This is a genomic window from Streptomyces barringtoniae, from assembly GCF_020819595.1.
GTDB lineage: Bacteria > Actinomycetota > Actinomycetes > Streptomycetales > Streptomycetaceae > Streptomyces > Streptomyces barringtoniae.
The window spans coordinates 281,991-303,914 of record NZ_JAJHNP010000003.1 but is presented as its reverse complement, the minus strand read 5'-3'; the positions used below and the strand labels follow the sequence as shown (position 1 = coordinate 303,914).

22 protein-coding genes and 1 pseudogene are annotated in these 21,924 nt (G+C 72.8%); 8 read left to right on the top strand and 15 right to left on the bottom strand.

Translation table 11 applies throughout. From position 1 onward, the window contains the following. Positions 1–199: 199 nt before the first annotated feature. Complete coding sequence (locus LMU33_RS06245) at positions 200–1,021, bottom strand: SDR family oxidoreductase (RefSeq protein WP_228618064.1); 822 nt, start codon at positions 1,019–1,021, stop codon at positions 200–202. Positions 1,022–1,101: 80 nt separating this feature from the next. On the opposite strand from LMU33_RS06245, the gene LMU33_RS06240 reads away from it, so the two are divergent. Then, complete coding sequence (locus LMU33_RS06240; protein WP_228618062.1) at positions 1,102–1,716, top strand: TetR/AcrR family transcriptional regulator; 615 nt, start codon at positions 1,102–1,104, stop codon at positions 1,714–1,716. 343 nt (positions 1,717–2,059) lie between these two features. Here LMU33_RS06240 and LMU33_RS06235 read toward each other — a convergent pair whose 3' ends face one another. The 9 genes and pseudogenes from LMU33_RS06235 to LMU33_RS06195 all read right to left on the bottom strand — a co-directional run bounded on the left by LMU33_RS06235 (position 2,060) and on the right by LMU33_RS06195 (position 10,968). Continuing rightward, positions 2,060–2,941 (bottom strand): DMT family transporter, encoded by an 882-nt coding sequence (locus LMU33_RS06235; protein ID WP_228618060.1) that lies wholly within the window; start codon positions 2,939–2,941, stop codon positions 2,060–2,062. A 178-nt stretch (positions 2,942–3,119) separates the two neighbouring features. After that, entirely contained in the window at positions 3,120–4,868 is a 1,749-nt protein-coding gene (locus LMU33_RS06230; protein ID WP_228618058.1) for a carbohydrate binding domain-containing protein, read from the bottom strand. 213 nt (positions 4,869–5,081) lie between these two features. Further along, a pseudogene (locus LMU33_RS06225) lies at positions 5,082–5,795 on the bottom strand (YqjF family protein). Positions 5,796–5,852: 57 nt separating this feature from the next. Then, positions 5,853–6,134, bottom strand: a complete 282-nt coding sequence (locus tag LMU33_RS06220; RefSeq protein ID WP_228618056.1) for a hypothetical protein — start codon at positions 6,132–6,134, stop codon at positions 5,853–5,855. 121 nt (positions 6,135–6,255) lie between these two features. Continuing rightward, a complete protein-coding gene (locus tag LMU33_RS06215) occupies positions 6,256–6,936 on the bottom strand; it encodes a maleylpyruvate isomerase N-terminal domain-containing protein (RefSeq protein ID WP_228618054.1) in 681 nt (226 codons plus the stop codon). 33 nt (positions 6,937–6,969) lie between these two features. Then, positions 6,970–7,785, bottom strand: coding sequence for an ABC transporter permease (locus LMU33_RS06210; protein ID WP_228618052.1), 816 nt, complete (start codon positions 7,783–7,785; stop codon positions 6,970–6,972). Positions 7,786–7,806: 21 nt separating this feature from the next. Continuing rightward, complete coding sequence (locus LMU33_RS06205; RefSeq protein WP_228618050.1) at positions 7,807–8,700, bottom strand: ABC transporter permease; 894 nt, start codon at positions 8,698–8,700, stop codon at positions 7,807–7,809. Between the two features lie 3 nt (positions 8,701–8,703). Beyond that, entirely contained in the window at positions 8,704–9,900 is a 1,197-nt protein-coding gene (locus tag LMU33_RS06200; protein ID WP_228618049.1) for an ABC transporter substrate-binding protein, read from the bottom strand. A gap of 36 nt (positions 9,901–9,936) precedes the next feature. Next, positions 9,937–10,968, bottom strand: a complete 1,032-nt coding sequence (locus LMU33_RS06195) for an ABC transporter ATP-binding protein (RefSeq protein ID WP_228618048.1) — start codon at positions 10,966–10,968, stop codon at positions 9,937–9,939. A gap of 119 nt (positions 10,969–11,087) precedes the next feature. On the opposite strand from LMU33_RS06195, the gene LMU33_RS06190 reads away from it, so the two are divergent. After that, a complete protein-coding gene (locus tag LMU33_RS06190) occupies positions 11,088–11,828 on the top strand; it encodes a FadR/GntR family transcriptional regulator (RefSeq protein ID WP_228618046.1) in 741 nt (246 codons plus the stop codon). A gap of 37 nt (positions 11,829–11,865) precedes the next feature. Then, complete coding sequence (locus tag LMU33_RS06185; RefSeq protein ID WP_228618045.1) at positions 11,866–12,627, top strand: cache domain-containing protein; 762 nt, start codon at positions 11,866–11,868, stop codon at positions 12,625–12,627. Between the two features lie 13 nt (positions 12,628–12,640). Here LMU33_RS06185 and LMU33_RS06180 read toward each other — a convergent pair whose 3' ends face one another. Continuing rightward, a complete protein-coding gene (locus LMU33_RS06180; RefSeq protein ID WP_228618044.1) occupies positions 12,641–13,249 on the bottom strand; it encodes a flavin reductase family protein in 609 nt (202 codons plus the stop codon). Positions 13,250–13,326: 77 nt separating this feature from the next. On the opposite strand from LMU33_RS06180, the gene LMU33_RS06175 reads away from it, so the two are divergent. Further along, positions 13,327–14,286, top strand: a complete 960-nt coding sequence (locus LMU33_RS06175; protein ID WP_228618042.1) for an EamA family transporter — start codon at positions 13,327–13,329, stop codon at positions 14,284–14,286. A gap of 452 nt (positions 14,287–14,738) precedes the next feature. On the opposite strand, the gene LMU33_RS06170 is transcribed toward LMU33_RS06175, so the two are convergent. Next, a complete protein-coding gene (locus tag LMU33_RS06170) occupies positions 14,739–15,389 on the bottom strand; it encodes an FMN-dependent NADH-azoreductase (RefSeq protein WP_228618041.1) in 651 nt (216 codons plus the stop codon). A 136-nt stretch (positions 15,390–15,525) separates the two neighbouring features. Between LMU33_RS06170 and LMU33_RS06165 the strand changes: the two genes are divergently transcribed. The 3 genes from LMU33_RS06165 (at position 15,526) to LMU33_RS06155 (ending at position 16,609) form a co-directional block, all read left to right on the top strand. Further along, a complete protein-coding gene (locus LMU33_RS06165; RefSeq protein WP_228618040.1) occupies positions 15,526–15,918 on the top strand; it encodes a winged helix-turn-helix transcriptional regulator in 393 nt (130 codons plus the stop codon). A gap of 14 nt (positions 15,919–15,932) precedes the next feature. Next, positions 15,933–16,400, top strand: coding sequence for a hypothetical protein (locus tag LMU33_RS06160; RefSeq protein WP_228618038.1), 468 nt, complete (start codon positions 15,933–15,935; stop codon positions 16,398–16,400). Between the two features lie 62 nt (positions 16,401–16,462). Then, positions 16,463–16,609: a hypothetical protein gene (locus LMU33_RS06155; protein ID WP_228618037.1), complete on the top strand. Its 147-nt coding sequence runs from the start codon at positions 16,463–16,465 to the stop codon at positions 16,607–16,609. Between the two features lie 130 nt (positions 16,610–16,739). On the opposite strand, the gene LMU33_RS06150 is transcribed toward LMU33_RS06155, so the two are convergent. Beyond that, on the bottom strand, positions 16,740–18,218 hold the full coding sequence (locus LMU33_RS06150) for a glutamate-cysteine ligase family protein (RefSeq protein ID WP_228618035.1): 1,479 nt from the start codon (positions 18,216–18,218) through the stop codon (positions 16,740–16,742). 346 nt (positions 18,219–18,564) lie between these two features. On the opposite strand from LMU33_RS06150, the gene LMU33_RS06145 reads away from it, so the two are divergent. Next, positions 18,565–19,695, top strand: a complete 1,131-nt coding sequence (locus LMU33_RS06145) for a substrate-binding domain-containing protein (protein ID WP_228618033.1) — start codon at positions 18,565–18,567, stop codon at positions 19,693–19,695. 39 nt (positions 19,696–19,734) lie between these two features. Here LMU33_RS06145 and LMU33_RS06140 read toward each other — a convergent pair whose 3' ends face one another. Beyond that, a complete protein-coding gene (locus LMU33_RS06140) occupies positions 19,735–20,445 on the bottom strand; it encodes a sulfite exporter TauE/SafE family protein (RefSeq protein WP_228618032.1) in 711 nt (236 codons plus the stop codon). Further along, positions 20,442–21,890, bottom strand: coding sequence for an amidohydrolase family protein (locus LMU33_RS06135; RefSeq protein WP_228618030.1), 1,449 nt, complete (start codon positions 21,888–21,890; stop codon positions 20,442–20,444). Before LMU33_RS06135 ends, LMU33_RS06140 begins: the two co-directional genes overlap by 4 nt. Positions 21,891–21,924 lie beyond the last annotated feature (34 nt).

Sequence of the window (21,924 nt, the reverse complement as noted above, 5' to 3'; positions counted from 1 at the left end):
TCGGGTGCGGTCACCGCCGACGGCGTGGGCGGGGCGGCGAGCCGGAAGCGGCGCTAGCGCTCGACACCTGCGTACCTGCCCGGGCACACGCTGTCGCCGTCGACGCGTCCCGTCTCCTCGCTCATCCCCCCGGCATCCCAGCCGTACCCCCGCCGCTCACCGGGCGGGTTCGCGGGGATCCCCTCTTGGGAGGTGCGGATCAGCGGAACGCCGCCACGTTGCGTGCCGCCCAGACGGAGAAGGGGGTCGCGGGCCGGCCGAGCAGGCGCGCCACGTCCGCGCCGACCGCCTGCTCCTCCGGGGTGGGCGCGCCCAGGACGTCGAGCGTGCCCTCGGCGATGGCGGGCGGCATGAACCGGACCAACTGCGCGCGGGCCTCCTCGCGGCTCTGCTCCACGAATGTCACCGGCTCCCCGAGCGCGGCGGCGATCGCCGCGGCCCGCCGGCGCGGGGTGGTGGGCTCCGGGCCGGTCAGCGTGTACGTGGCGCCGTCGTGGCCGTGCTCGCGCAGTACGGCCGCCGCCACCGCGGCGACGTCGTCCGGGTCGACGAACGGCAGTGCCACATCGGCGAACGGCGCCGCCGCCGTGCGGTACCGGCGGACCGGCTCGGCCCAGGCCAGCGCGTTGGAAGCCAGCCCGCCCGAGCGCAGCACGGTGAACGGCAGCCCCGACTCGGCCACCGCCGCCTCGAAGCGTCCCGCGTGCGTGTACGTGTCCGGCCGGGTGCCCACGCCCTGCGAGGACAGCAGCACCACCTTCGCCACGCCGGCCGCGGCGGCCCGGCGCAGGATGCCGCCCGGATCCTCTCCGGCCACGAGCAGGAACAGTGCCTTGGCGCCCTCCAGTGCGGGGGTGAGGCTCTGCGGCTCCCCGAGATCGGCGGCGACGGGCCGCACACCCGGCGGCACGTCCTCCACGCCGATGCGCCGGGCGACGGCCGTCACCGTCTCCCCGGCCCGGACCAACGTGGCGACCAGGGCCCGTCCGACGTTCCCCGTGGCACCCGTGACAGCGATCATGACATCTCCTCGACTGAGTTAGTTGGCTAACTAAGTCGAGACCGTAGTCCGTGGCGCAGCCGTTGTCTATCCTTAGTCAGGTGACTGACTCAGATTCCGCCGCCGCGGCCCGAACCGCGCGGCCCGGCCGATCCGGCCGGGGTGGCAAGCGTGAGCGCCTGGTCCAGGCGGCCGTCCAGGTCTTCCATGAGCAGGGTGTGGAGAAGACCACCCTCGGCGACATCGCCCGCACCGCCGAGGTGCCGCTCGGGAACGTCTACTACTACTTCAAGACCAAGGACCAGCTGGTCGAAGCAGCGGTGGACGCCCACTGCGAGCAGCTGGAGGCGCTCACGGGCCGGCTGGACACGCTCCCGGATCCGGCCACCCGGCTGAAGGCCCTCGTCGCGGGCTGGGTCGACCAGCGCGAGACCGCGGCCCGCTTCGGCTGTCCCTTCGGCACCCTCGCCACCGAACTCGACAAGCGGGACGACGGTTTGGACCGGGCCGCGGCCAACGTCATGCAGGCCCTGCTCGACTGGGTGGAGTCCCAGTTCGCCCAGCTGGGCCGCGCCGACGCCGCCGCCCTCGCCGTCGAGCTCGTCGCGGCCTACCAGGGCATGTCCGTCCTCACCAACACCCTGCGCGACCCCGGCCTGATGGCCGCCCAGGGCGAACGCCTCCAGATGTGGATCGACGGGATCGCGGGACGGTAGAGAGACGATCACCGCTGGACAGGGTTCCTGCAGGGGCCGCACGGGCCCACCCGGACCGACTGCAGCGCGCGTCGCGTACGGCCGCATTCGGCAGATCTCCTGCCGGTGGATCACCGGTCCCTGCGACGGGAGGCGTCCGCTCCCGGGTATCTGCCCTTCGGCCACTCCTGCGAGCGCTCCTGGGGCCGGCGCACGGTGATGCCGCTTGCCGAGCCGCTGCTCGATCCGGTCCGCGGTGCCGGGCTCGTGGCGGACCCCGGTCGGCGGGTGCGCAATATCCCGCTCCTCGGCCTGCTGGGTGCGGAGGACCTACGGCTGACGCGGCGCCGGGTGCTGGCCCGGCTCAGGTCGCCAGGTCCCGTTCATCCACCGCGACCGGCACCACGGCGATGTGCTGGACGGCCCGGCTGAGCACCAGCACGCCCCCGACGATCAGCAGGGCGCCAGCGGCCTCCGGGAGCAGCCACCAGCCCGTGCGGATCCGTTCCCCGAACAGGGTCATGCCGAGCGTCAGGCTCACCACGGCGTCGCCGATGGTCAGGGCCGGCTGCGCCGCGGCCAGCGGACCGGCCTGGAGGGCGTTCTCCAGCAGGATCACGGCCCCGACGCCGGCGAGCGCGAAGCCGTACGTCTGCCAGGAGCGCAGGAACGCCGCGAAACCGTGGTCGGCGAAGGTGCCGCTGGCCGACTTCAGCAGGGCGGCGGTCAGGGCGTTGCCCGTGGCGGAGGCCGCGGCCAGCAGCGCGGCGCGCCGGGCCGGCGAGTGGCCCCGGCCGGACAGCAGAACCGCCGCGGCCATCCCGCCGACGCACAGGCACAGTGCCGGGATCCAGCGGCTGAGCGGTGCGTGGTCGACGGCGCCGTGCGGGGCGGCGGCGACCAGCAGCACGGCGAGCCCCGCGACGCAGGCGCCGACGCCCCACCAGCCCGAGTGGGGCAGCCGTCTGTGCATCAGCGGGGCGGCGACGAGCAGGGCGAAGGGCAGTTCCAGGATGAACAGAGGCTGGACCAGTGCGAGCGGGCCGTTGACCAGGGCCAGGCTCTGGAACAGCGCGGCGCAGACCACACCGCACATGCCGATCACCCAGAAGGGCCGGCGCGCCAGCTCGGCGAGCAGCCGGAGCCCGCCGCGGCTGCTCGCCGACGCGGCCTTGCGCTGGAAGGCGGTACCCACGGCGTTGCTCGCCGCGCCCGCGACGGCGAACGCCGCGGCCAGTTCGATCACGACCGTCCCCTGCCTTCGGGAGACCTCCCGGAGGAGCTTCGGTCCTTTCAGCCTACGGAAGACGGCGGCCGGACGCCGGTTGACGCCCCCCGCTGCCGGCCGGCGGATCACATGAGCCGGCCCCGCCCGGTCACCGCCGAGCGGGGCCCGTCGGAGCGGGGCCCGTCGGAGCGGTGGATCAGCTCAGGGTGAGGTCGTCGGCGTAGACCGCGCCCTGGCCGTACCAGCCGTGGACGTACACCGTGACCGTGCCCGACGCGCCGGTCGTGAAGGGCACCGTGAGCTTCGACCACGACGAGGAGGAGGCCCAGGTGCTTGCCGACGCGCCTCCGCTGACGCCGAGGTAGGCGTACGGGCCCTGCACCCAGCCGCGCAGCGTGTAGGAGGTGTTGGGCTTCAGGGTCAGGGTCTGCGCGCACTGGCCGGTCTGTGAGGCGGACGGCGCGGTCTTCAGCGCGTGGGAGCCGCCGTGCACGGGGGAGGAGACGACCGTGGCACCGCTGTCACAGGTCCACGGCGCGAGCGAGCCGGTCTCGAAGTCGCCGTTGCCGAGTACGGCGGTGCCGCCGGACCCCTTGACCGTCAGGGTGAGCGTGGAGCTGTGCCGGGTCGAGCCCGCCGTGCCGGTGACGGTCAGGGCGTAGGCGCCGGGTGCCGTACCGGAACCGGTCTTCACGGTGAGCGTGGCACTGCCGCCCGCGGTGACCGACGACGGGCTGAGGGAGGCGGTCACTCCGCTCGGCGCGCCGCTCACCGTCAGGCCGACCGTCTGGGCGCTGCCGGAGGTCACCGAGGTCTTCACCGTCGTCGTCGCGGTGCCGCCGGGGTCGACCGAGGCGGTGGCGGGGGAGACGGACACGGAGAAGTCGTTGGCCGGCGGAGTCGTCGTACCGCCGGTGAAGGGCGCGAAGGTGTGCGAGAAGTACCAGGTGTCCTGGGCGATGCCGGAGCAGGTGTCGGAGGCGCCGGAGCCCGGGCAGCCGCCGTTGTCCCGCTGGAGGGCCCAGAAGGAGAGGGTGTTGATGCCCTTGGCGACCGCCCAGTCGTACACCGTGGGCGCGTCGGCGGTGGTGAAGGTCTCCGCCGGGCCGTAGTCGTCCACGCCGGGCATCTCGGTGACGCCGACCATGTTCCACAGCTGACTGTCCGGCAGATTCGGGTAAAGCCCGGCCAGTTGGTCGTGCAGCCCGCTCGCGGCCGTCTCGGTGTCGGTCGCCATGTGGTGGGTGGCGCCGTCGTAGTAGTCGAACGTCATGATGTTGACGACGTCGACCTTGGCGCCGGCGCTCTTCGCGCTGCGCAGCACGGCGAGGCCGCTGTCGGCGAGGCCGGTCGTCGTGGTCGGCAGGGTGTAGGAGAACTGCACCGAGCGGCCGTTCGCGGCGGCCCAGTCCTGGACCTTCTTGATGGCCTGGTTGCGGCGGTCGATGCCGGCGGTGTTCGTGAGGGAGTTGTCCTCGACGTCCATGTCGAGCCGGGAGACGTCGTAGGTGGTGATGATCTTCTCGTAGGCGGCGGCGACGGAGTCCACGTTCGTGCAGCTGTCGGCGATCTCGGTGCCGCCGTTGTCCGCCGCGTAGCCGCCGAGGGACGGGATCACGTCGCCGCCGCGCGAGCGGATGGTGGTGAAGTCGGCCCCGAAGACGGAGGAGTTGACGGGTGTGCTGGTGTTGCCGTTCCAGTACGGGGTGCAGGAGCCCTTCGTGTCGGCCTGCAGGAAGGCCATGGTCAGGTACTTGGCGCCGGAGGCCTGGGAGAGCGCGGCGGGGCTGTCGCCGTTGTAGGCCTCGAAGTAGGGCGCGAAGACGTGCGTGGGCAGCGGGGTCGCCGCATGTGCGGTGCCCCCTGTCCCGAGGGCGAGTCCCGCGGAGGCGGCCAGGGTGGCCAGGCCCGCGAGCAGGGCGCGTACGGGTCTCGGACGTGTCATGCGAACTCCCGGATGCGAACGGCAGGCCGGCGGGCGGAGGTTGGGTGGACGTGGCGCGCGCGTGCGGCCCGACGGGCCTAATGGTCTAGTCCATAATTGGTCTGGACCAGCGCCCGGGTCAAGGTGCGGGAGTGGCCCTTTGCCGGTTCATGGGAGTCAACGCAAGTCGTCCCAGGGAGAGTTGAAGGTACGTCAGAAAGGACGGACGGCCCCTCAACGGCCGTGCTTGGGCCGGACCGGGCGGGAGAGGCCGAAGCGCACCCTGCGCACGCCCTCCGAGAAATGCAGCAACGGCTCCGCGCCGGGTGGGGGCAGCCCGGCGGCCCGGGTGAGGGTCTCCTCGACCCCGTCGAGGCGTGCCGCGCGCAGCGGCCAGGGCTCGTGCTCGACGGGCGTCTCCCACAGCATCCCGAGCCGGAGCGAGTATCACCGCCAGCGGGAGGTCAGCCACACGTCCCGGTGGGTGGGCCGGACCGGTTCGCCGGTACGGACGGCCACCCGGTACCGGGGACCGCCGCGCCACCGGGTACCGCTGTACATCTGGCGGTCCCCGCGTCGCGACAGCGCCAGGCGCCCGGGGTGGTACGGCAGCCCTGTCGCGCGGGCGACCAGCATCACCGGGCAGGCCACCTCGATGGACAGGAACCACAGCCCGTCCCGGCCGTCCGGCCCGCGCACCTAGGTCCGCAGATTCGTCTCCGCGAAGTCGGGCAGCGCGGCCGGGCACCCGGGCGGGCGCACGCCGGCCATGACGAACGGCGTGAGGCTCACCCACGCCGACCCCTCGTACGTGTCCACGACGAGCCCGTCCGGCAGTAGGCGCTGCACCCGCTCCGGGGCGTAGGCCCAGTGCAGGAACGTCTGCTCCCGCCAGGCGGCACACAGCTCGGGCACGTGCACACGCTGCTCCGGCCCGTACGAGACCATGGGCACCGACTCCCCCCCGGGACTCGTGTCGAAACCGGGCGCCGGCCGGTGTGCGGCTCAGGTGGCGCGGGTGCCACCTCCCCGGCGGATGCGGCCCAGCAGGTCCCGGTGATAGGCGGCGAGTTGCCCGGCGGGCACGGGGGCGGGGCTGCCGGCGAGCGTGTACCAGGTGTCGCTGCCGGAGTGCTGGATGGCCACGCGCACGCTGTGGCCGTCGGCCAGCAGGATGGTGGCCACGGTCAGGTCGCCGGTGATGATGCCGATCTCGTCGGTCATCGCCCCGCCGGGGCCCGCGGTGACCCGGTCGACGTAACTGTTGATGCTCGGTGGGGTGTGCATGGGGCGCAGGCTTCCATCAACGCGGGCGGCGAGCCCCGCACCGCGCAGGTGTCGCCCGCGGGTGTCCCCGTGTTGGGCGTGTGAGCGGCGCCCGCCGCCGAGGACGGGTGCAGGTCGCGCCTCAGCCGAACAGCGGGAACCGGTCGGCCGCAGCGCCCAGCGCGGCGCGCTCGGCCTCGGTGAGGGCGGCCCGGCCGGTGCCCACGCGCGCGTAGTGCGCGTCGCTCCACTCCGGGAGCGCGGGCCGGCCGAGCAGACCGTCCAGGGTGGTGCGCACCGCGGCCAGCCCCACGGGTGCCGGTCCCGGCGCGTGCGGGAGGCGGACGGTCAGGTCCAGGTGATGGACGGTCGCCTCCACCGCGAGGGTGGTCAGCAGATCCCCGGCCGTCAGCACATGACCCTGCGTGCCGACGCGCCGCGCGGGGTCGGCCGCCTCCGCCGCCCGCACGACCGCCGCCAGCGTCTCCAGATACAGGCCCTGGAGCTGACCGAAGTCGAGGAACATGCTCGCGTTGACCCGCACCCAGCGCCGGCCGTTCGCCGCCCCCACGGTGTCGGGCCGCCAGTCCTGCCAGTACGTCACCGCGTCCCGGTCCGCCGGCTCCCGCGCCGGCGTGTGCAGGGCCACCAGAGCGCGCTGAGCGTCCGTCAGGCAGTGGAACACGAGGTCGCGGACCGCCCAGCCGGTGCAGCCGGTCGGCAGCCACGACTCCTCGTCACCCAGTCCCGCGACGACCGCCGAGGCGGCCTCGTACGACGCGCGCACCGCCCGCGCCGGACCGGAGGCATCCCCTGTGCTCATGAGTCTCCCCTTGATCGTCCGCCGTCCAGGGTGTCACACCCGGCTCGACGTCGCCGTGTCCGCCGACAGCCGCTGGGCGACGTAGATCGGGATCACCGACAGCAGCACGAGCACCGCGGCCACGACGTTCACCACCGGCGCCTGCTGCGGCCGGGTCATGTTGTCGAAGATCCAGATCGGCAGCGTCTCGATGCCGGGTCCCGCGGTGAACGTGGTGACCACGATCTCGTCGAAGGACAGCGCGAAGGCGAGCAGACCGCCGGCCAGCAGCGCGGAGCGGACCAGTGGGAAGGTGACGTCGGCGAAGGCGCGGAAGGTGGTCGCGCCGAGGTCCATGGCCGCCTCCTCGTACGAGGCGGCCGTACGGCGCAGCCGGGCCACCACGTTGTTGAAGACGATCACGATGCAGAAGGTGGCGTGCCCGACGATCACCGTGAACAGTCCGAGCCCCACGCCGAGCGGTTCCAGGACCGTACCGAAGGCCGAGTTGAGGGCGATGCCGGTGACGATGCCGGGCAGCGCGATCGGCAGGACCACGATGAACGACACCGTGTCACGGCCGAAGAAGCGGTGCCGGGCCACGGCGAACGCGATGAGCGTGCCGAGGACCAGCGCGATCGCGGTCGCTCCCAGCCCCGCCTTCACCGAGACCCACAGCGCCTGCCGGGCACCGGAGTTGTGCACCGCCACCGACCACCAGCGCCCGGTCAGCCCCGGCGGGGGCCAGCTCGCGCTGCGGTCGGGATTGAGCGAGTTGACGAGGACGAGCAGCAGCGGGACGTAGATCACCGCGAAACCGAGCCCGGCGCCGGTGCGCAGGGCGATGCGCGCGGTGCGGCTGAGATGCATGGCGCTGTTCTCCTCCAGGTCCTACAGGCTGTTCAGGGCACCCGTGCGGCGGATCGCCAGCAGGTACAGGACGATCACGACGACGGGTACGGTGCCGAGCGCGGCGGCCATGGGCAGGTTGAGCTCGATGTTGGAGTACACGAGGTTGCCGATCAGCTGGGTCTTGCCGCCGACGATCTGCACGGTGATGTAGTCGCCGAGGCTCAGCGAGAAGGTGAACACCGAACCGGCCGCGACCGACGGCAGCACCATCGGCAGCACCACCGAGCGGAAGGTCCGCCCGGCCCGCGCCCCGAGGTCGGCCGAGGCGTCCAGCAGATTGGCCGGAAGCTGTTCGAGGGCCGTGTGGATCGGCAGGATCATGTACGGCAGCCACAGGTACGTCAGGGTGAGGACGGTGGCCGGCAGGCCGAAGCCGGGGCCGCTCAGCCCGAACGGCGCGAGCATCCAGTCGGCGAGGCCGCCCTCGGACAGGATGAGCCGCCAGGCGTACACCTTGACCAGGTAACTCGCCCACAGGGGAGTCAGGATGGCGACCACGAGCAGCGGGCGCCACCTCGGCCGGGCCACCCGTGCGGTGTAGAAGGCGACCGGAAAGGCGATCACCGCGCACAGCACGGTCACCGCGAGCGCCACACCCACGCTGCGCAGGATCACCTGACGGAAGACGGGCGTGGTGAACAGCTCGTGGAAGTTGTCCGTCGACCAGACCTTGACCACCTGCGAGGTGAAGGAGTTCGTGGTCCAGAACGCCGAGACGAACAACACCGCCAGCGAGCCGAGGTAGAGGACGGCGAGCCAGAGCAGCGGGGCGGTGAGCAGCAGGGTCAGCCGCAGCCGGGGCCTGCGGTGCAGGCTTCCGGCCAGCCGCCGGACGGTTCCCCGGCCGGCGGCGGTCGTCACGTCGGTCGCCACGGCTCAGCCCTTGATCTCGGTCCAGGCCTGCACCCACTTGGCGTACGGCACGCACTTGACGTCCTTGCGGCCGTCGAGGCACTGCTCGATGGGCGTGTTCCAGAAGGCGATCCGCTTCCAGTAGTTCTCGTCGGCCGCGTGGTACACGGTGCAGAAGTTCTTGTCGCTGGTCTCGGCGCAGGCCTTGGAGTTGGCCGGAGCCTCTCCGAAGTACTCGGCGACCTGGGCGTTGACCTTGGGCGAGACGATCCAGTCCAGCCACTTGTAGGCGCAGTTGGGGTGCTTGGCCTTGCTGTACACCATCCAGGTGTCGGACCAGCCGGTCGAACCCTCCTTGGGCACCACTGCCTTGACCTTGGCGCCCTCGGAGGCGGCGAGGTTGGCGATGACCTGCCAGGTGGTGCCGACCACCGAGTCGCCGCTCTTGAAGGCGGAGACCTCCTTGAGGTAGTCGCTCCAGTACTCGCCGACGTTCTTGTTCTGCTGCTTGAGCAGGGCCACGGCCGCGTCGAACTGCTTCTGGTCGAGCGCGTACGGGTCCTTGATCTTCAACTCGGGCTTGGTCGCCTTGAGATAGAGGGCCGCGTCGGCGATGTAGATCGGCGAGTCGTACGCGGTGACATGGCCCTTGTACTTCACGGCGTCGTCGAAGACGGCGGACCAGGAGGTGGGAGCGGGCTTGACCTTCTCGGTGTTGTACATCAGCAGGTTGGCGCCCCGGCCGTGCGGGATGCCGTACATCTGGCCCTTCACCGAGTTCCAGGCGCCGTTCTTCAGCCCGGTGAAGATGTCCTTGTAGTTGGGGACCAGGGCGGTGTTGACCGGGGCCGCGTCGCCGGAGGCGATCAGGCGCAGGGAGGCGTCGCCGGAGGCGGAGACGGCGTCGTACTGGCCGGTCTTCATCAGCTTGACCATCTCGTCCGAGCTGGCGGCGACCTTGGAGTGGACCTGGCAGCCCGTCTGCTTCTCGAAGTCGCCGACCCAGTTCACCTTGGGGTCGTTGGAGCCGTCCTCGACATAGCCGGCCCAGGCGACCAGGTTGACCTGGCCCTCGGTCTTGCCGAGCTTCGTCGGGGCCTTGAGGTCGGGCGGGTTGAGCCCGGTGGCGGACGAGCCACCCGAGCCGGAGGAGTCACAGGCGGCGGCGAGCAGCAGCGCGGCGGCGCAGGCCGCGGTGCGCAGGGTACGGGTGGGACGCACGGCGTTCTCCATGGGGACGTAGAGGCGGGGGAGAGGTCAGGAGGGCAGCCGGACGGCGTGCCGGCGGTGCCACGTCAGGCGGACCCGGGTACCGCGGTAGGCGGCGACGTCCTCGGAGGAGGTCTCCAGGTTCTGCTGGAGCGCGGTGAGCCGGCCGCCGCCGTCGAGGTCGACCAGGAAGCGGGTGGCGTCGCCGAGATAGACGACCTCGGCGACGGTTCCGGTCGCGGTGGCGTGCTCGGGCTCGTCCGCCTCGGCGGACTCCTTCAACACGCGGATCTTCTCCGGCCGGATGTTGTACGTGCCCGGGGCGCCGACGATCCGGTGGGCCACCTCTCCGTCGAGCAGGTTGGAGGTGCCGACGAAGGAGGCGACGAAGGGGGTCGCCGGCCGCTCGTAGATCTCCGCGGGTGTGCCGACCTGGGCGATGCGGCCCTGGTCGAAGACGGCGATGCGGTCGCTCATCGTCAGGGCCTCCTCCTGGTCGTGGGTGACGAAGACGAAGGTGATGCCGACCTCCCGCTGGATCGCCTTGAGTTCGACCTGCATCTGCTCGCGCAGCTTCAGGTCGAGGGCGCCGAGCGGCTCGTCCAGCAGCAGGACCCGGGGCCGGCCGACGAGTGCGCGGGCGAGGGCGACGCGCTGGCGCTGCCCGCCGGAGAGCTGGGCCGGACGCCGCTGGCCGTAGCCCTCCAGGCGGACCTCGGCGAGGGCCTTGCGGGCGCGGACGAGCCGTTCGGCCTTCGGCACCTTGCGGACCTTGAGTCCGTAGGCGACGTTCTGCTCGACCGTCATGTGCGGGAAGAGGGCGTAGTCCTGGAAGACCGTGTGCACGTCCCGCTCGAACGGGGCGAGGCCGGTGACCTCCTGGCCGGCGAGTTCGATCCGGCCCTGGTCCGGTGTCTCGAAGCCGGCCAGGAGCCGGAGGACGGTCGTCTTGCCGGATCCGGACGGGCCGAGCATCGAGAAGAACTCCCCGTCCCGGATCTCCAGGTCGACCCCGGCCACGGCGGTCGTCTCGCCGAACGACTTCCGCAGGTTCTGCAGCCGGATCGCAATTCCCTCCATACGGGAACCTTTCTGGCGCGCTGTACGTCGAAACGCTTGACCGTAAACATATGAAGTCATAGTTCTAAGCTCAAGGTCCCCTTAGGGTAAAGCTTGAGTCAATGCACGAGGTGGTGACCGTGAGGCAGCACGAGATCGAGGGCGGCGCCCGCAGGGCCGTCTTCAGCCCGGTGGACAACCGGGCCCGCGTGGACGCGGTCGTCCGCCGCATCGGCGATGCCATCGAACTGGGTCTCCTGGCCGACGGCGAGCAGCTGCCCGGCGAGACGGAGCTGGCCGGACAGCTCGGCGTCTCCACGGTCACCCTGCGCGAGGCGCTCATGGCCCTGCGGCAACAGGGCCTGGTCACCACGCGCCGCGGTCGCGGCGGCGGCAGCTTCGTCTCCCTCCCCGAGGTCCCCGCCGACGACCGCCTCAAGGCCCGGCTGCGCAGCTGGAGCACCGAGGAACTGCGTGACCTGGGCGACCACTGGGCCGCCCTGTCCGGCGCCGCCGGCCGGCTCGCCGCCCAGCGCACCGAACCCGAGGACCTCCGCCAACTCCGCCGTACCGCAGAGGAGCTGACCCGGGCCGAGTACGCGGCGGCGCGCAGCCGGCTGTACGGCCGTTTCCACGTCGAACTCGCGGCGGCCGCCCAGTCCGCCCGGCTCACCCGCGAACAGGTCGCCCTGCAGAGGGAGATCGGCGCACTGCTGTGCCTGGTCCTGGCCGACGACGCATATCGTGAAGAAGTTGCGGACTGTCACCGCTCCGTGATCTCCGCCGTGCAAGATGGGGCCCACGAAACGGCCGGCACGCTGGCCGAGCGGTGCGTCAGGGAGTCGACGGCGCGGCTCGTCGCCGTACGCCTCACCCTCTGACCGCGCCGCGTCAGGTTCCCGTCCGCTGGAGGACACCATGGGCCGGAGCCCCGGGGTCGCCACCCTCGACACGGAAGCGGAGGCGTGGGTGGCCGCACAGGTCGGCGGTGCGCTGGAGGCCGTCTTCGAGACGGTCGCCGCCACCCGCGCCGACACCGAAACCCTGCTCGGCCGGGTGGTCGCCGAAGACCGGCGGCCGGTCAGCGCCGACCTCGCCGCCCTGCGCCCCGGACTGCACGTCCACCTGACCCGCGAGGCACTCGTCTCCGGCGTCGGCTTCGTCGCGGCGCCCGGCCTCCTGGCGGACGTGCCCGCCTGGCTGGAGTGGTGGCAGTCCGGCGCCGACGGCGACGTACGCCCGCTCCTGCTCGACCTCGATCCCGGCCAGTCGGCGTACTCCGACTACACGCACTGGGACTGGTTCGCGCTGCCCCGCGACACCGGGCGCCGGGCGGTGGCCGGACCGTACGTCGACTACCTCTGCTCCGACGAGTACAGCCTCACCCTCTCCGAACCCGTCCTCGTCCAGGGCCGGTTCGCCGGCGTGGCCGCCGCCGACGTCTACCTGCGGCACTTCGAGACGGCCGTCCTCCCCCTCCTGCGCCGCCTGCCCCGCCCCGCTCACCTGGTCAACGCCCGGGGCCGGGTCGCCGCCTCCGCCGACCCCGCCCACCTGGCCGGCTCCCTCACCAAGGGCCCGGACTTCGGCGAACTGCTCAGCGCCGCGCGGCCCGGCGCGCACGACGGCATGCGGCTGGTGCCGTGCCGGGGCGTGCCACTGGTGCTGGTGCTCGCCTGACGAGCGGGGCGGCTCAGTCGCGCTCGGGGTCCCGGTACGGCACGCGGGCCAGCTCGTGGACCTCGCCGACCGTGCCCCACTCGTTCCCGCCCAGCCGGGACAGCGGCCGCAGCCGCCCGATGTCGGGCCGGCCGCCCACCAGCACGTCCTCACGGACGGCGGCGTGCACCACCCGGCCGAACACCACCGTCGAATCGCCGAGGCGCAGCGTCGAGTGCAGCGTGCACTCGAGCGCGACCGGAGACGCGGCCACCCGCGGCGGCCGCACCCGCAGCGAGGGCTCCCGCTCGATGCCGACGGCGTCGAACTCGCCCCGGTCGCGCGGAAAGTCGGTCGCGGTCGCGTTGACCTGGGCGAAGAGCGGCTCAGGGGCGAAGTTGACGACGAACTCGCCGGTCTCCTCGACATTGCGCAGCGAGTCCTTCCGGCCCACCGACGTGAACTGCACGACCGGCGGATCGGTGCAGGCGACGGTGAAGAACGAGTGCGGGGCGAGATTCGCCGTCTCGCCGTCCGGCGCGAGGGTCGAGACCCAGGCGATCGGCCGGGGTACGACCACGGCGGTGAGCAGACGGTAGAACGCCCCGGTCGTCATGGACTCGGGCGAGTAGTCGACGCGCATGACAGCACGCTAGGCGGTGGCGCCCGGGGCCGTGCCACCCGGTCCACCGTTGATCACCGGCGGGTCGTCGCCCTAGGGTGCGAGGACAGCCGTACCGGGAGCCGATAACCATCAGCCAGTACCTGACCCCTCGTGCGCGCGCCGCCCTCGCCCTGGGCCGGGGACTCGTCGCCGTACCGGCCCCGGGGCTCGTCCTCGGCGGCATCCTCGGCCTGCAGGGCGGAGCGGCGCTGACGACCCGTCTCTACCCCGCCGTGGGACCGGCCGGAGTCGTGACCCTGCGGCTGAGCATCGCCGCGCTCGCCCTCACCGCGCTGTGGCGGCCCCGGATCCGCGGCGACCGGTCCGGCCTCGGCATCGCGGCCGCCGCCGGAACCCTTCTCGCCGTGCACCACCTGGCGTACTACGAGGCGGTCGCCCGGCTGCCGCTCGGCGCCGCCACCACCCTGGAGTTCCTCGGCCCCTTCGCCATCGCCCTGTGCGGTTCGCGCCGCGCCCCCGACCTGCTGTGGGCGGGCCTCGCCGCCACCGGCGTCCTCCTGCTCAGCCGTACCGGTACGGCCCTGGACGCGACCGGCATCGCCTGCGCCACCGTCGCCGGATGCTGCTGGGCCGGATACATCCTCATCGGCAAGCGGCTGGCCGGACGCGTGCCCGACGGCCGCGGCCTCGCGCTGGCCGTGACCTGGGGAGCGCTGCTCAGCCTTCCCTGCGGCATCGCACAAGCGGGCACCCGCCTCCTGGACCCGGGCACCCTCGCCGTGGCCGCGGTGGTCGCCGTGCTCTCCAGCGTCGTGCCCTACACGTTCCAGCTGGAGGCGCTGCGCCGCCTGGCCCCGCGCACCTTCGGGGTACTGACCAGCCTGGAACCGGCGATCGGCGCGCTCGTCGGACTGCTGTTCCTGAGCCAGCACCTCGCGGTGGCCCAGTGGGCGGGGGTCGTGGCGGTGGGGCTGGCCTCGGTGGGGGCGACGCGTACGGAAGGGGCGGCCGGGACGCAGGACTTGAGCGATGCGACGGAGCCCGCACGGGAGTGAAGGAGCGCCCGGTCGGCAGCATCAGACCGGGGCTTCGGGTGGTTGCGTGGTTGCGTGGTGCGCCGGTGTCGGCCGTGGCCTGCCACGCCCCATGGTCCCCGCGGATGGGACGGGTCGGCCCGGGTGGTGGGCGGGTGCGCACCGAGCTCCGCCGCGTCCCCTGTGCGCGGAGCCGGGTCACCGTCGGCACCTCGTGCGCGCCGTGGTCGCCGCCTGTGCCCCCGGGCGGCGGTTTCCCGGCGCACTCCGGTCGAGACGGCCCAGGGGGACGGCTTCCGGCACCCGCGGTCGGCGAGCCGGCGCTCGGCGCGGCTGGGGCCGAACGCCCCGGATCCCTCACCCCATGAGGTGGTCTTCCGCCGGTGCCCCACCTGCGGGCAGCTCAACATGACTGAAGCGGCCCGGCCCGGCGCCGGGTACACGGTGGCGCCGGGCCGGGGCGGGTGGGCCGGTCAGGCCGCCAGCCGCTCGGCGAGCTGCTTGGCCTTCGTGGCGGCCTGCTCGAGGGCGCGGTCGCGGGAGGCCTCGTACAGCGGGACCAGCTCGGTCATCGCCGGGTTCTGCGGGGCCATGGTCAGCTCCGGGACGATGAAGTCGAGGTCCAGACCGAGGGCGTCGGCGAGGACCGCCGTGAGGTAGTTCTGCACGTATTCGTATCCCTCGCGCGGGGTGCCCGGCCCGTACGCGCCGCCCCGGCTGGCGACGACCGTCACCGGGGTGCCCTTCGCGGACTGGGTCTCGCCCGCGGTACGGCCGAAGAGGATCACGTTGTCCAGCCAGGCCTTGAGGGTCGAGGGGATCGAGAAGTTGTACATCGGGGCGCCGATCAGCACCGCGTCGGCCTGCTCCAGCTCCTCGATCAGCCGGACACGCTCGGCGAAGGCCGCGGCCTGCTCCGGGGTGTGCGAGGCCGGGTCGGCGAAGCCGGCGGTGTGCGCGGCGGCGCTGATGTGCGGGACGGGCTGTGCCGCGAGGTCGCGGTAGACGACCGTGCCGTCCGGGTGCTGCTCCTGCCAGTGCGTGCGGAAGGCCTCCGCCACGGCGCGTGAGGCCGAGGCCTCGGTCGGGAACACGGACGAGTCGATGTGCAGCAGGGTGGCCATGATGACTCCAAAAGAAGACAAAAGGGACAGGGGTGTCCCCGCGGTTCAGCAGGAGCTGAGTTTTCGTACAGGACTATCTCTAACACTGGAACTTACTTTTTTTCATCCCCCTACGGCAAGGTAGTACCCTGATCCCATGGCGGCGGACGTGACTCATGACAGCGCGGCGTGCAAGCGGGTGGACGATGGCATCACCCGTGTGTTCCAGCTGCTCGGAAAGCGCTGGAGCGGCCCGATCGTGGCCGTCCTGGTGGAACAGCCCGCCCACTTCGCCGACCTGCGCCGGGCCGTCCCCGGCATCAGCGAGCGCATGCTGTCCGACCGGCTCGCGGAGCTCGGCGCGGCCGGACTCGTCCTCCGCGAGGTCGACGAGGGCCCGCCGCTGCGCGTGTCCTACCGGCTGACCGCGGCGGGTGCCGCCCTGGAGCCTGCGCTCCGGGAACTGGGCGAGTGGGCGAAGGCCCACCTGCCGGACGCACCGCCATGCACCGGCGAGGAGCGCGGCCGGCCGGCCGGATCGCTCGCGTAGGGCGCGGTCCGGCCATGGACGTCACCGTGCAGTTGGTGCGGACCGTCTGGACCAAGCGGTCCCGCGGCGGCGCGGCCGCTGCCCGGCGGAACGCCGTGCCGGTCGGTTTCCCGTTGCCCCAGGTGCCGTTGGACGGCGCGCACATCGTGTGGGTGGCCGAGCGGCACGGCTTCGAGCCCAGGGAGAGCCGGACGGATCTCGGCGGCATCGGCGTGAGCCTGCGGGAACGGGACGGCGGCCTCCGGGTGTTCGCCCACAACGGCTTCGGTGTGCCGCTCCGGCCCCGCAGGCCGCCGGCGGTGTGGCTGCAGCCCGGCAAGTGGCTCCGCCGGCAGCTCAACCACCGCTCCAGCAGTGCCTCCGGGATGGTGGACTGGTCGTACTCCCTCGACACCTTCAACATCGCCTACGGCCCGGTCGAGCGTGGCGTGTTCCTCGGGGAACCGACCGTGCAGGTCGACGAGTGCGGGCCGGTGCGATAGTCCGGTGACGCCTGCGAGAGGACCCGGCTCCTGGTCGGTCATGTGACACCGGGGGAACATGTGTGCGTGACAACCGACCTGCCCAGGAGCAGGCGCCGGCGGACCTGCCGGCCCGGTTCGAGTCGGACACCGACACCGACCTGACCGGCTCGACCGCCGAAGAGATCGCCGCCGCTCAGCAGGAGGCCGCCAGGGACATGGGCTGGTGACGGGACGAGCAGGCGACGGTGAGCGCCGCGGCTGCCCGAACCGGTTTTCACCGAGGCGGAGTGCGCGAAGAACCGCGACTCGGCCTTCGACCGCGCGGTGAACCTGCTGAGCGGGCGCCGCTGAGCCGGCTCAGTCCACCGGCCAGGTGTGGACGGGGGCGTTGAGGTGCATGTACTCGATGTACAGCTGGGTCATCTGGCGCAGGGCCTCGTGGCGGCCGGCGCGCGTGGTGGCGTCGAGGTGGTGGAACATCTCCATCTGCCACACGGCGCCGTTGCGTGCCGCCACACAGCGCTGCTCGACGATGCCGAGCAGCGGCTCCCGCCACGCCTCGTCCATCCCGGACTGCTCGAGTCCCCGGTGCGCCAGCGGAAGCAGCCTGCGCAGCACCAGCTCCGGGACCGGCACCTCGCCCATCCCGGGCCAGTACAACAGGGCGTCGATGCCGCGCCGGGCGGCGGCGTGCAGATTGTCCTCGGCGGCGGCGAACGACATCCGCGACCACACCGGCCGGTCCTCCTCCACCAGGGCCCGGGTGAGGCCGTAGTAGAAGGCACCGTTGGCGAGGGTGTCGGCGACGGTCGGTCCGGCGGGCAGCACCCGGTTCTCCACCCGGATGTGCGGAACGTCGTGGGAGACGGCGTACACCGGGCGGTTCCAGCGGTAGATCGTGCCGTTGTGCAGGGTCAGTTCGCCGAGTTCCGGGATGTCGCCGCGCTCCAGGGTCTCCTCCGGGTCCTGTTCGTCGCACAGCGGGAGGAGGGCGGGGAAGTAGCGCAGGTTCTCCTCGAAGAGGTCGAAGACGCTGTTGATCCACCGCTCCCCGAACCACACCCGGGGCCGTACGCCCTGCACCTTGATCTCCTCCGGGCGGGTGTCCGTGGCCTGTTCGAACAGCGGGATACGGGTCTCGTGCCACAGCTCCTTGCCGAACAGGAACGGTGAGTTCGCCGCCAGCGCCACCTGGACCCCGGCGATGGCCTGCGCCGCGTTCCAGTACGGGGCGAACTCCTCGGGAGACACCTGGAGATGGAACTGCGTGCTCGTGCACGCGGCCTCCGGGGTGATGGTGTCCGCGTAGGTGCGCAGCCGGTCCACGCCGTCCACCTCGATGCGCAGATCCTCGCCCCGGGCCGCGAAGATCTGGTCGTTGAGCAGCTGGTAGCGCGGGTTCTCCGACAGGGTCTCCTCGCCGATGTCCTCCTGGCGCAGGGTGGGCAGGATACCGATCATGATCAGCCGGGTGCCGACCGACCTCGCCCGCTCGTCCGCGTGGTTCAGCGCGGCGCGGATCTCCGACTCCCACGCGTTGGGACCGCCCGCCGTCAGCCGCCGGGGCGGCACGTTGATCTCCAGGTTGAAGCGGCCCAGCTCGGTGGACCAGGCGGGGTCGGAGATAGCCTTCAGCACGTCGGTGTTGCGCATCGCCGGCTCGGCGTCGTCGCCGACCAGGTTCAGCTCGATCTCCAGACCGACCTGCGGCCGCTCGGACTCGAACCGGGACTCGCGCAGCATCTGCGCCAAGGTGTCCAGGCACGCGTGCATCTTGATCCGGTACCGGCGGCGGTCCTCGCGGGTGAAGACGAGCGCCGGGACGTCGCGTCCCATCGGCCCTCCATGATGCCCCTCGTCGCAGCCTCCTTCATTCAGCGTCGCACCAACAAGCGAGCCTCACCAGGCACGGCCGGCACCTGTGGGCCGACGCCGCCCCGGAACGCCCCGGTCCGTGCCCCGGCGCGGCGGCGCACGGGCAGGGGCGCCCCGGGCCGTGGTCCGTGTACACGGCCGTGCACGGCGCGTGTCCGCACCCGATGCGGCCGGTGAGCGGAGCGCAGCCGTTGAAAGCGCGCGGCGAGCAGCGCCGGTGCACCCGCGCCCGAACCCGCGCAGAGGTCCCGGTGGCAGCGGCAGGGGCCGCTGGCCCCGACGCGGTGGAGGTTGCGAAGATGGGCCCATGACCACCTCGCACGGCGCTCGTCGGCCCACGATCGCCGACGTCGCCGCGGCGGCGTCGGTGTCGCGCACCACGGTGTCCCACGCCCTCAACGGCATCGGCAAGGTCGACCCGCGGACCCGCGAACGCATCAAGAAGATCGCCACCGAGCTGGGATACCGTCCCAACCTGCGCGCCCAGCGGCTGCGCAGGGGCCAGGCCAAGGCCATCGCGCTGGCCTCCTCGATGCCGTTCGCGGTGGCCGGCGGCCCCTCGCGGCTCGGCTTCTACATGGAGGTGGCCGCCGCCGCGGCCGAGCGGGCCCTCGTCCACGGCTACGCCCTGGTGCTGATCCCGCCGGTGCAGTCGGGCTCCGCGCTCTACTCCGTCGACATCGACGGCGCGATCGTCGTCGAACCCGCCGCGGACGACGCCGCCGTGGCCCAACTGCGCGAGCGCGGACTGCCGTACGTCGCGCTGGGCCGGCCCACCGCACCCGACGACGACGCCCCCTATGTGGACCTGCACGGCGGCAGGGTGGTCGAACTGCTCATGGAACACCTGCGCGACCAGGGCGCCCGCAGCCCGGCGCTCATCGTCGGCGCGGGCACCCGGCACTCCGCGGTCGACGCCCGCGCCGCCTACGAACGGATCGCCGCCGCGCAGGGCCGGCCGGCCGTCGTCGCCACCGCGCCGGAGGACGGCGGCGAGCAGGCGGGGTACGACCGGTGTGCCGGGCTGCTCGCCGAGCACCCCGGCATCGACGCGCTGTGCGTGCTCGTCGACGCCTTCGCGGTCGGTGCCGTACGGGCGCTGCGGGACGCGGGCCGCCGTATCCCCGACGACGTCATGGTCGTCACCCGGTACGACGGGCTGCGCGCCCGCACCTGCGAACCCCCGCTCACCGCCGTCGACTTGGGCCTGGACCGGGCCGCCGCGGACGCGGTGGAACTGCTGCTGGCCCGGCTGGGCGCGCGACCGGCCGCGGACGCGGCAGCCGTGCGGACGGAAACCGGGCCGGCGGAAACCGGGGGCGCGGCCCCGGCCGCCGCCGTACCCCGGCTCGTCCCGCGCGCCTCGTCCCTGCGGCGTCCGCCGACCGCCTTGGAGGGGACGCCCCCGGGAGCGCAGTGGCCCCCGGGAGCGGAGTAGAAGGGGACGCTTCGGAAACGGCTGAGGGGGCCGTCGGGGTCACGTCCCCGCCATGAGCGCCACCCCCGACACCAGGGCGAAGACGAGAACGAAGGCGCGCATCCTCTTCGCGTCGAGGCGCCGGTGCACGAGGCGGCTGAGCCAGGCTCCCGCCGCGAGCGCGGGCAGCAGCAGGAGCGCCCAGCCCATGTCCGCCGGACGGCCCCGTCCCGTGACGAACAGCAGGGCCAGCGAGGCGACTTCGCCTATTAGGAAGCAGGCGGCGACCGTGGCCCGCAGCTCGCCGGGCGGCCGGTGCTGGTAGACGAGCGCGAGGGGCGGCCCGCCCACACCGGTCGCGGTCTCGGTCAGCCCGGTGACGACACCGGCGCCCAGGTAGGCACCGCGCCCGGGCACGAACGACGGCACGACGAGGCTCACCACGGCCGCCAGAACCGTCGCCGCGCCGACCACGGCTCCGAGAGAGCCTGCCGGGATCGCCCACAGCAGCGCCAGCCCCGCCGGTGTCGCCGCAAGCCGCGCCGCCGTGATCCAGCCGGCGCCGCGCAGGTCGAGGCTGTGCCGTTCACGCCAGGTGACGTACAGGTTGAGCGGGATCATCGCGGTCAGCACGAACACGGGCAGGAGCCCCGGATCGAGCAGCCCCGCGACCGGCGCCACGATCAGCGCGAACCCGAGGCCGCTGGCCCCCTGCACGAAGGCGGCCGCCGCGACGGTCACCGCCAGCACCGCCAGCGTGCCGCCGCTCATCGCCGGTCACCGGGACGGGGCATGTCCCCGGCCGTCCCCTCGGCGTGCGCCGCCGTCCGTTGCCGGGCCGCCACCGAAGTCGGATGGGCCCGCGTCACCCCGGCGCGCCGGACCACGTGCGGGGCCAGCTCGGCGGCCCTGCGGACCAGCGCCGGGCCGTCCCAGTCCGGCGGCCAGCCCCGCCACAGGCGCAGGCGTCCGGCGACGAACACGGCGGTGAGCTGGTCCCGGTTGCCGCGTCGCACCAGTTCCCACGGCAGGTCCCAGGACGGCCGCATCTCCGGCCGGTCGAGGTCGACGAGGAGGAAGTCCGCGGCGGCACCGGGCGCGATCCGTCCCGTGTGCCGGCCCAGTCCGACCGCGTCCGCGCCGCCCGCAGTGGCCCGCTCCCACCACGTCCAGCCGGCGCCGCAGGAGGAGTCCCCGCTGGCCAGGCCGTAGGTGAGCCGCTGGGCGAACTCCGCCGCGTCCGTCAGCCGGAAGCCGTCCCCGCGGGTCCCGTCGGTGCCGAGCCCGAACCGGATGCCGCGCTCGGCGAAGGCGGTCGCCGGAGCGACGGCGTTGCCCTTCCACGCGCTGGCCACCGGGTTGTAGCTCACCGCAGTGCCGCTGTCGGCGAGCAGCGTGACCTCGGCAGGGGTGAGCAGCGTCGCGTGCGCGGCGAGCAACTGCGGGCCCAGCGCGCCCACATGGTGCAGATACTCCAGGGGCCGCAGCCCGTGCCGGACCAGCGAGCGCTCGACGGCGACGAGGTGTTCGTTCGCATGGATCTGTACGACCGTGCCCGCGTCGGCGGCGAGCCGTGCCGTCGCGGCCAGCGTGTGCGCCGTCGCGGCCTCCGGCACGGACACGGCGAGCGAGGGACGGACCAGGTCGTCATCGCCGTAGCGCGCCAGGTGCTTCTCGGCGCCGGCGAGCACCGTCTGCGGATCCGCGTCCGCTCCGGTGCCGTCGGAGACGTCGTTGCAGACGAGGCCCAGCACACAGCGGATCCCCGCGTCCCGTACGGCCGAGGCCACCACGTCCACGTCCACCGCGGCCCGGGTCCCCGACTCGGCCACCGTCGTGAAACCGCCCCGCAGGGACTCCAGCGCGGCCAGTTTCGCGGCGACGTAGACCGACTCCTCGTCCAGGGCGCGCTCCAGCGGCACCCACACCCGGCGGAAGATCTCCGACGGTTCCCCGAAGGCGAGGGCACCGCCGAAGCTCTGCGTCAGATGGTGGTGGGCGTCGACGAAGCCCGGCATCAGCGCGTGCCCGGACAGCCGCAGCGGGGTCAGCGACGGGTGCGTCCGGACGATCCGCTCGACCGGGCCGACGTCGCGGAACACGCCGTCCCGCACCACCACCGCGTGCCGCTCCAGCGGGCCGTCGGGGGTCAGTGTCACATCGGGGACCAGCAGCAGCGCGTCGTCGCGGAGCCGGTCGGGGGTCAGGTCGGTCATGCTTCTCCGTTGTTCGAGAGGTGGCGGTGCGGGA

Excerpts from the sequence above, each read along its gene's own strand:
- LMU33_RS06135 (WP_228618030.1), bottom strand. The coding sequence starts at position 21,890 with ATGACCGACCTGACCCCCGACCGGCTCCGCGACGACGCGCTGCTGCTG.
- LMU33_RS06215 (WP_228618054.1), bottom strand. The coding sequence starts at position 6,936 with ATGAGCACAGGGGATGCCTCCGGTCCGGCGCGGGCGGTGCGCGCGTCG.
- LMU33_RS06145 (WP_228618033.1), top strand. The coding sequence starts at position 18,565 with ATGACCACCTCGCACGGCGCTCGTCGGCCCACGATCGCCGACGTCGCC.
- LMU33_RS06150 (WP_228618035.1), bottom strand. The coding sequence starts at position 18,218 with ATGGGACGCGACGTCCCGGCGCTCGTCTTCACCCGCGAGGACCGCCGC.
- LMU33_RS06220 (WP_228618056.1), bottom strand. The coding sequence starts at position 6,134 with ATGCACACCCCACCGAGCATCAACAGTTACGTCGACCGGGTCACCGCG.
- LMU33_RS06160 (WP_228618038.1), top strand. The coding sequence starts at position 15,933 with ATGGACGTCACCGTGCAGTTGGTGCGGACCGTCTGGACCAAGCGGTCC.
- LMU33_RS06140 (WP_228618032.1), bottom strand. The coding sequence starts at position 20,445 with ATGAGCGGCGGCACGCTGGCGGTGCTGGCGGTGACCGTCGCGGCGGCC.
- LMU33_RS06210 (WP_228618052.1), bottom strand. The coding sequence starts at position 7,785 with ATGCATCTCAGCCGCACCGCGCGCATCGCCCTGCGCACCGGCGCCGGG.
- LMU33_RS06180 (WP_228618044.1), bottom strand. The coding sequence starts at position 13,249 with ATGCGCGTCGACTACTCGCCCGAGTCCATGACGACCGGGGCGTTCTAC.
- LMU33_RS06195 (WP_228618048.1), bottom strand. The coding sequence starts at position 10,968 with ATGGAGGGAATTGCGATCCGGCTGCAGAACCTGCGGAAGTCGTTCGGC.
- LMU33_RS06245 (WP_228618064.1), bottom strand. The coding sequence starts at position 1,021 with ATGATCGCTGTCACGGGTGCCACGGGGAACGTCGGACGGGCCCTGGTC.
- LMU33_RS06165 (WP_228618040.1), top strand. The coding sequence starts at position 15,526 with ATGGCGGCGGACGTGACTCATGACAGCGCGGCGTGCAAGCGGGTGGAC.
- LMU33_RS06185 (WP_228618045.1), top strand. The coding sequence starts at position 11,866 with ATGGGCCGGAGCCCCGGGGTCGCCACCCTCGACACGGAAGCGGAGGCG.
- LMU33_RS06230 (WP_228618058.1), bottom strand. The coding sequence starts at position 4,868 with ATGACACGTCCGAGACCCGTACGCGCCCTGCTCGCGGGCCTGGCCACC.
- LMU33_RS06170 (WP_228618041.1), bottom strand. The coding sequence starts at position 15,389 with ATGGCCACCCTGCTGCACATCGACTCGTCCGTGTTCCCGACCGAGGCC.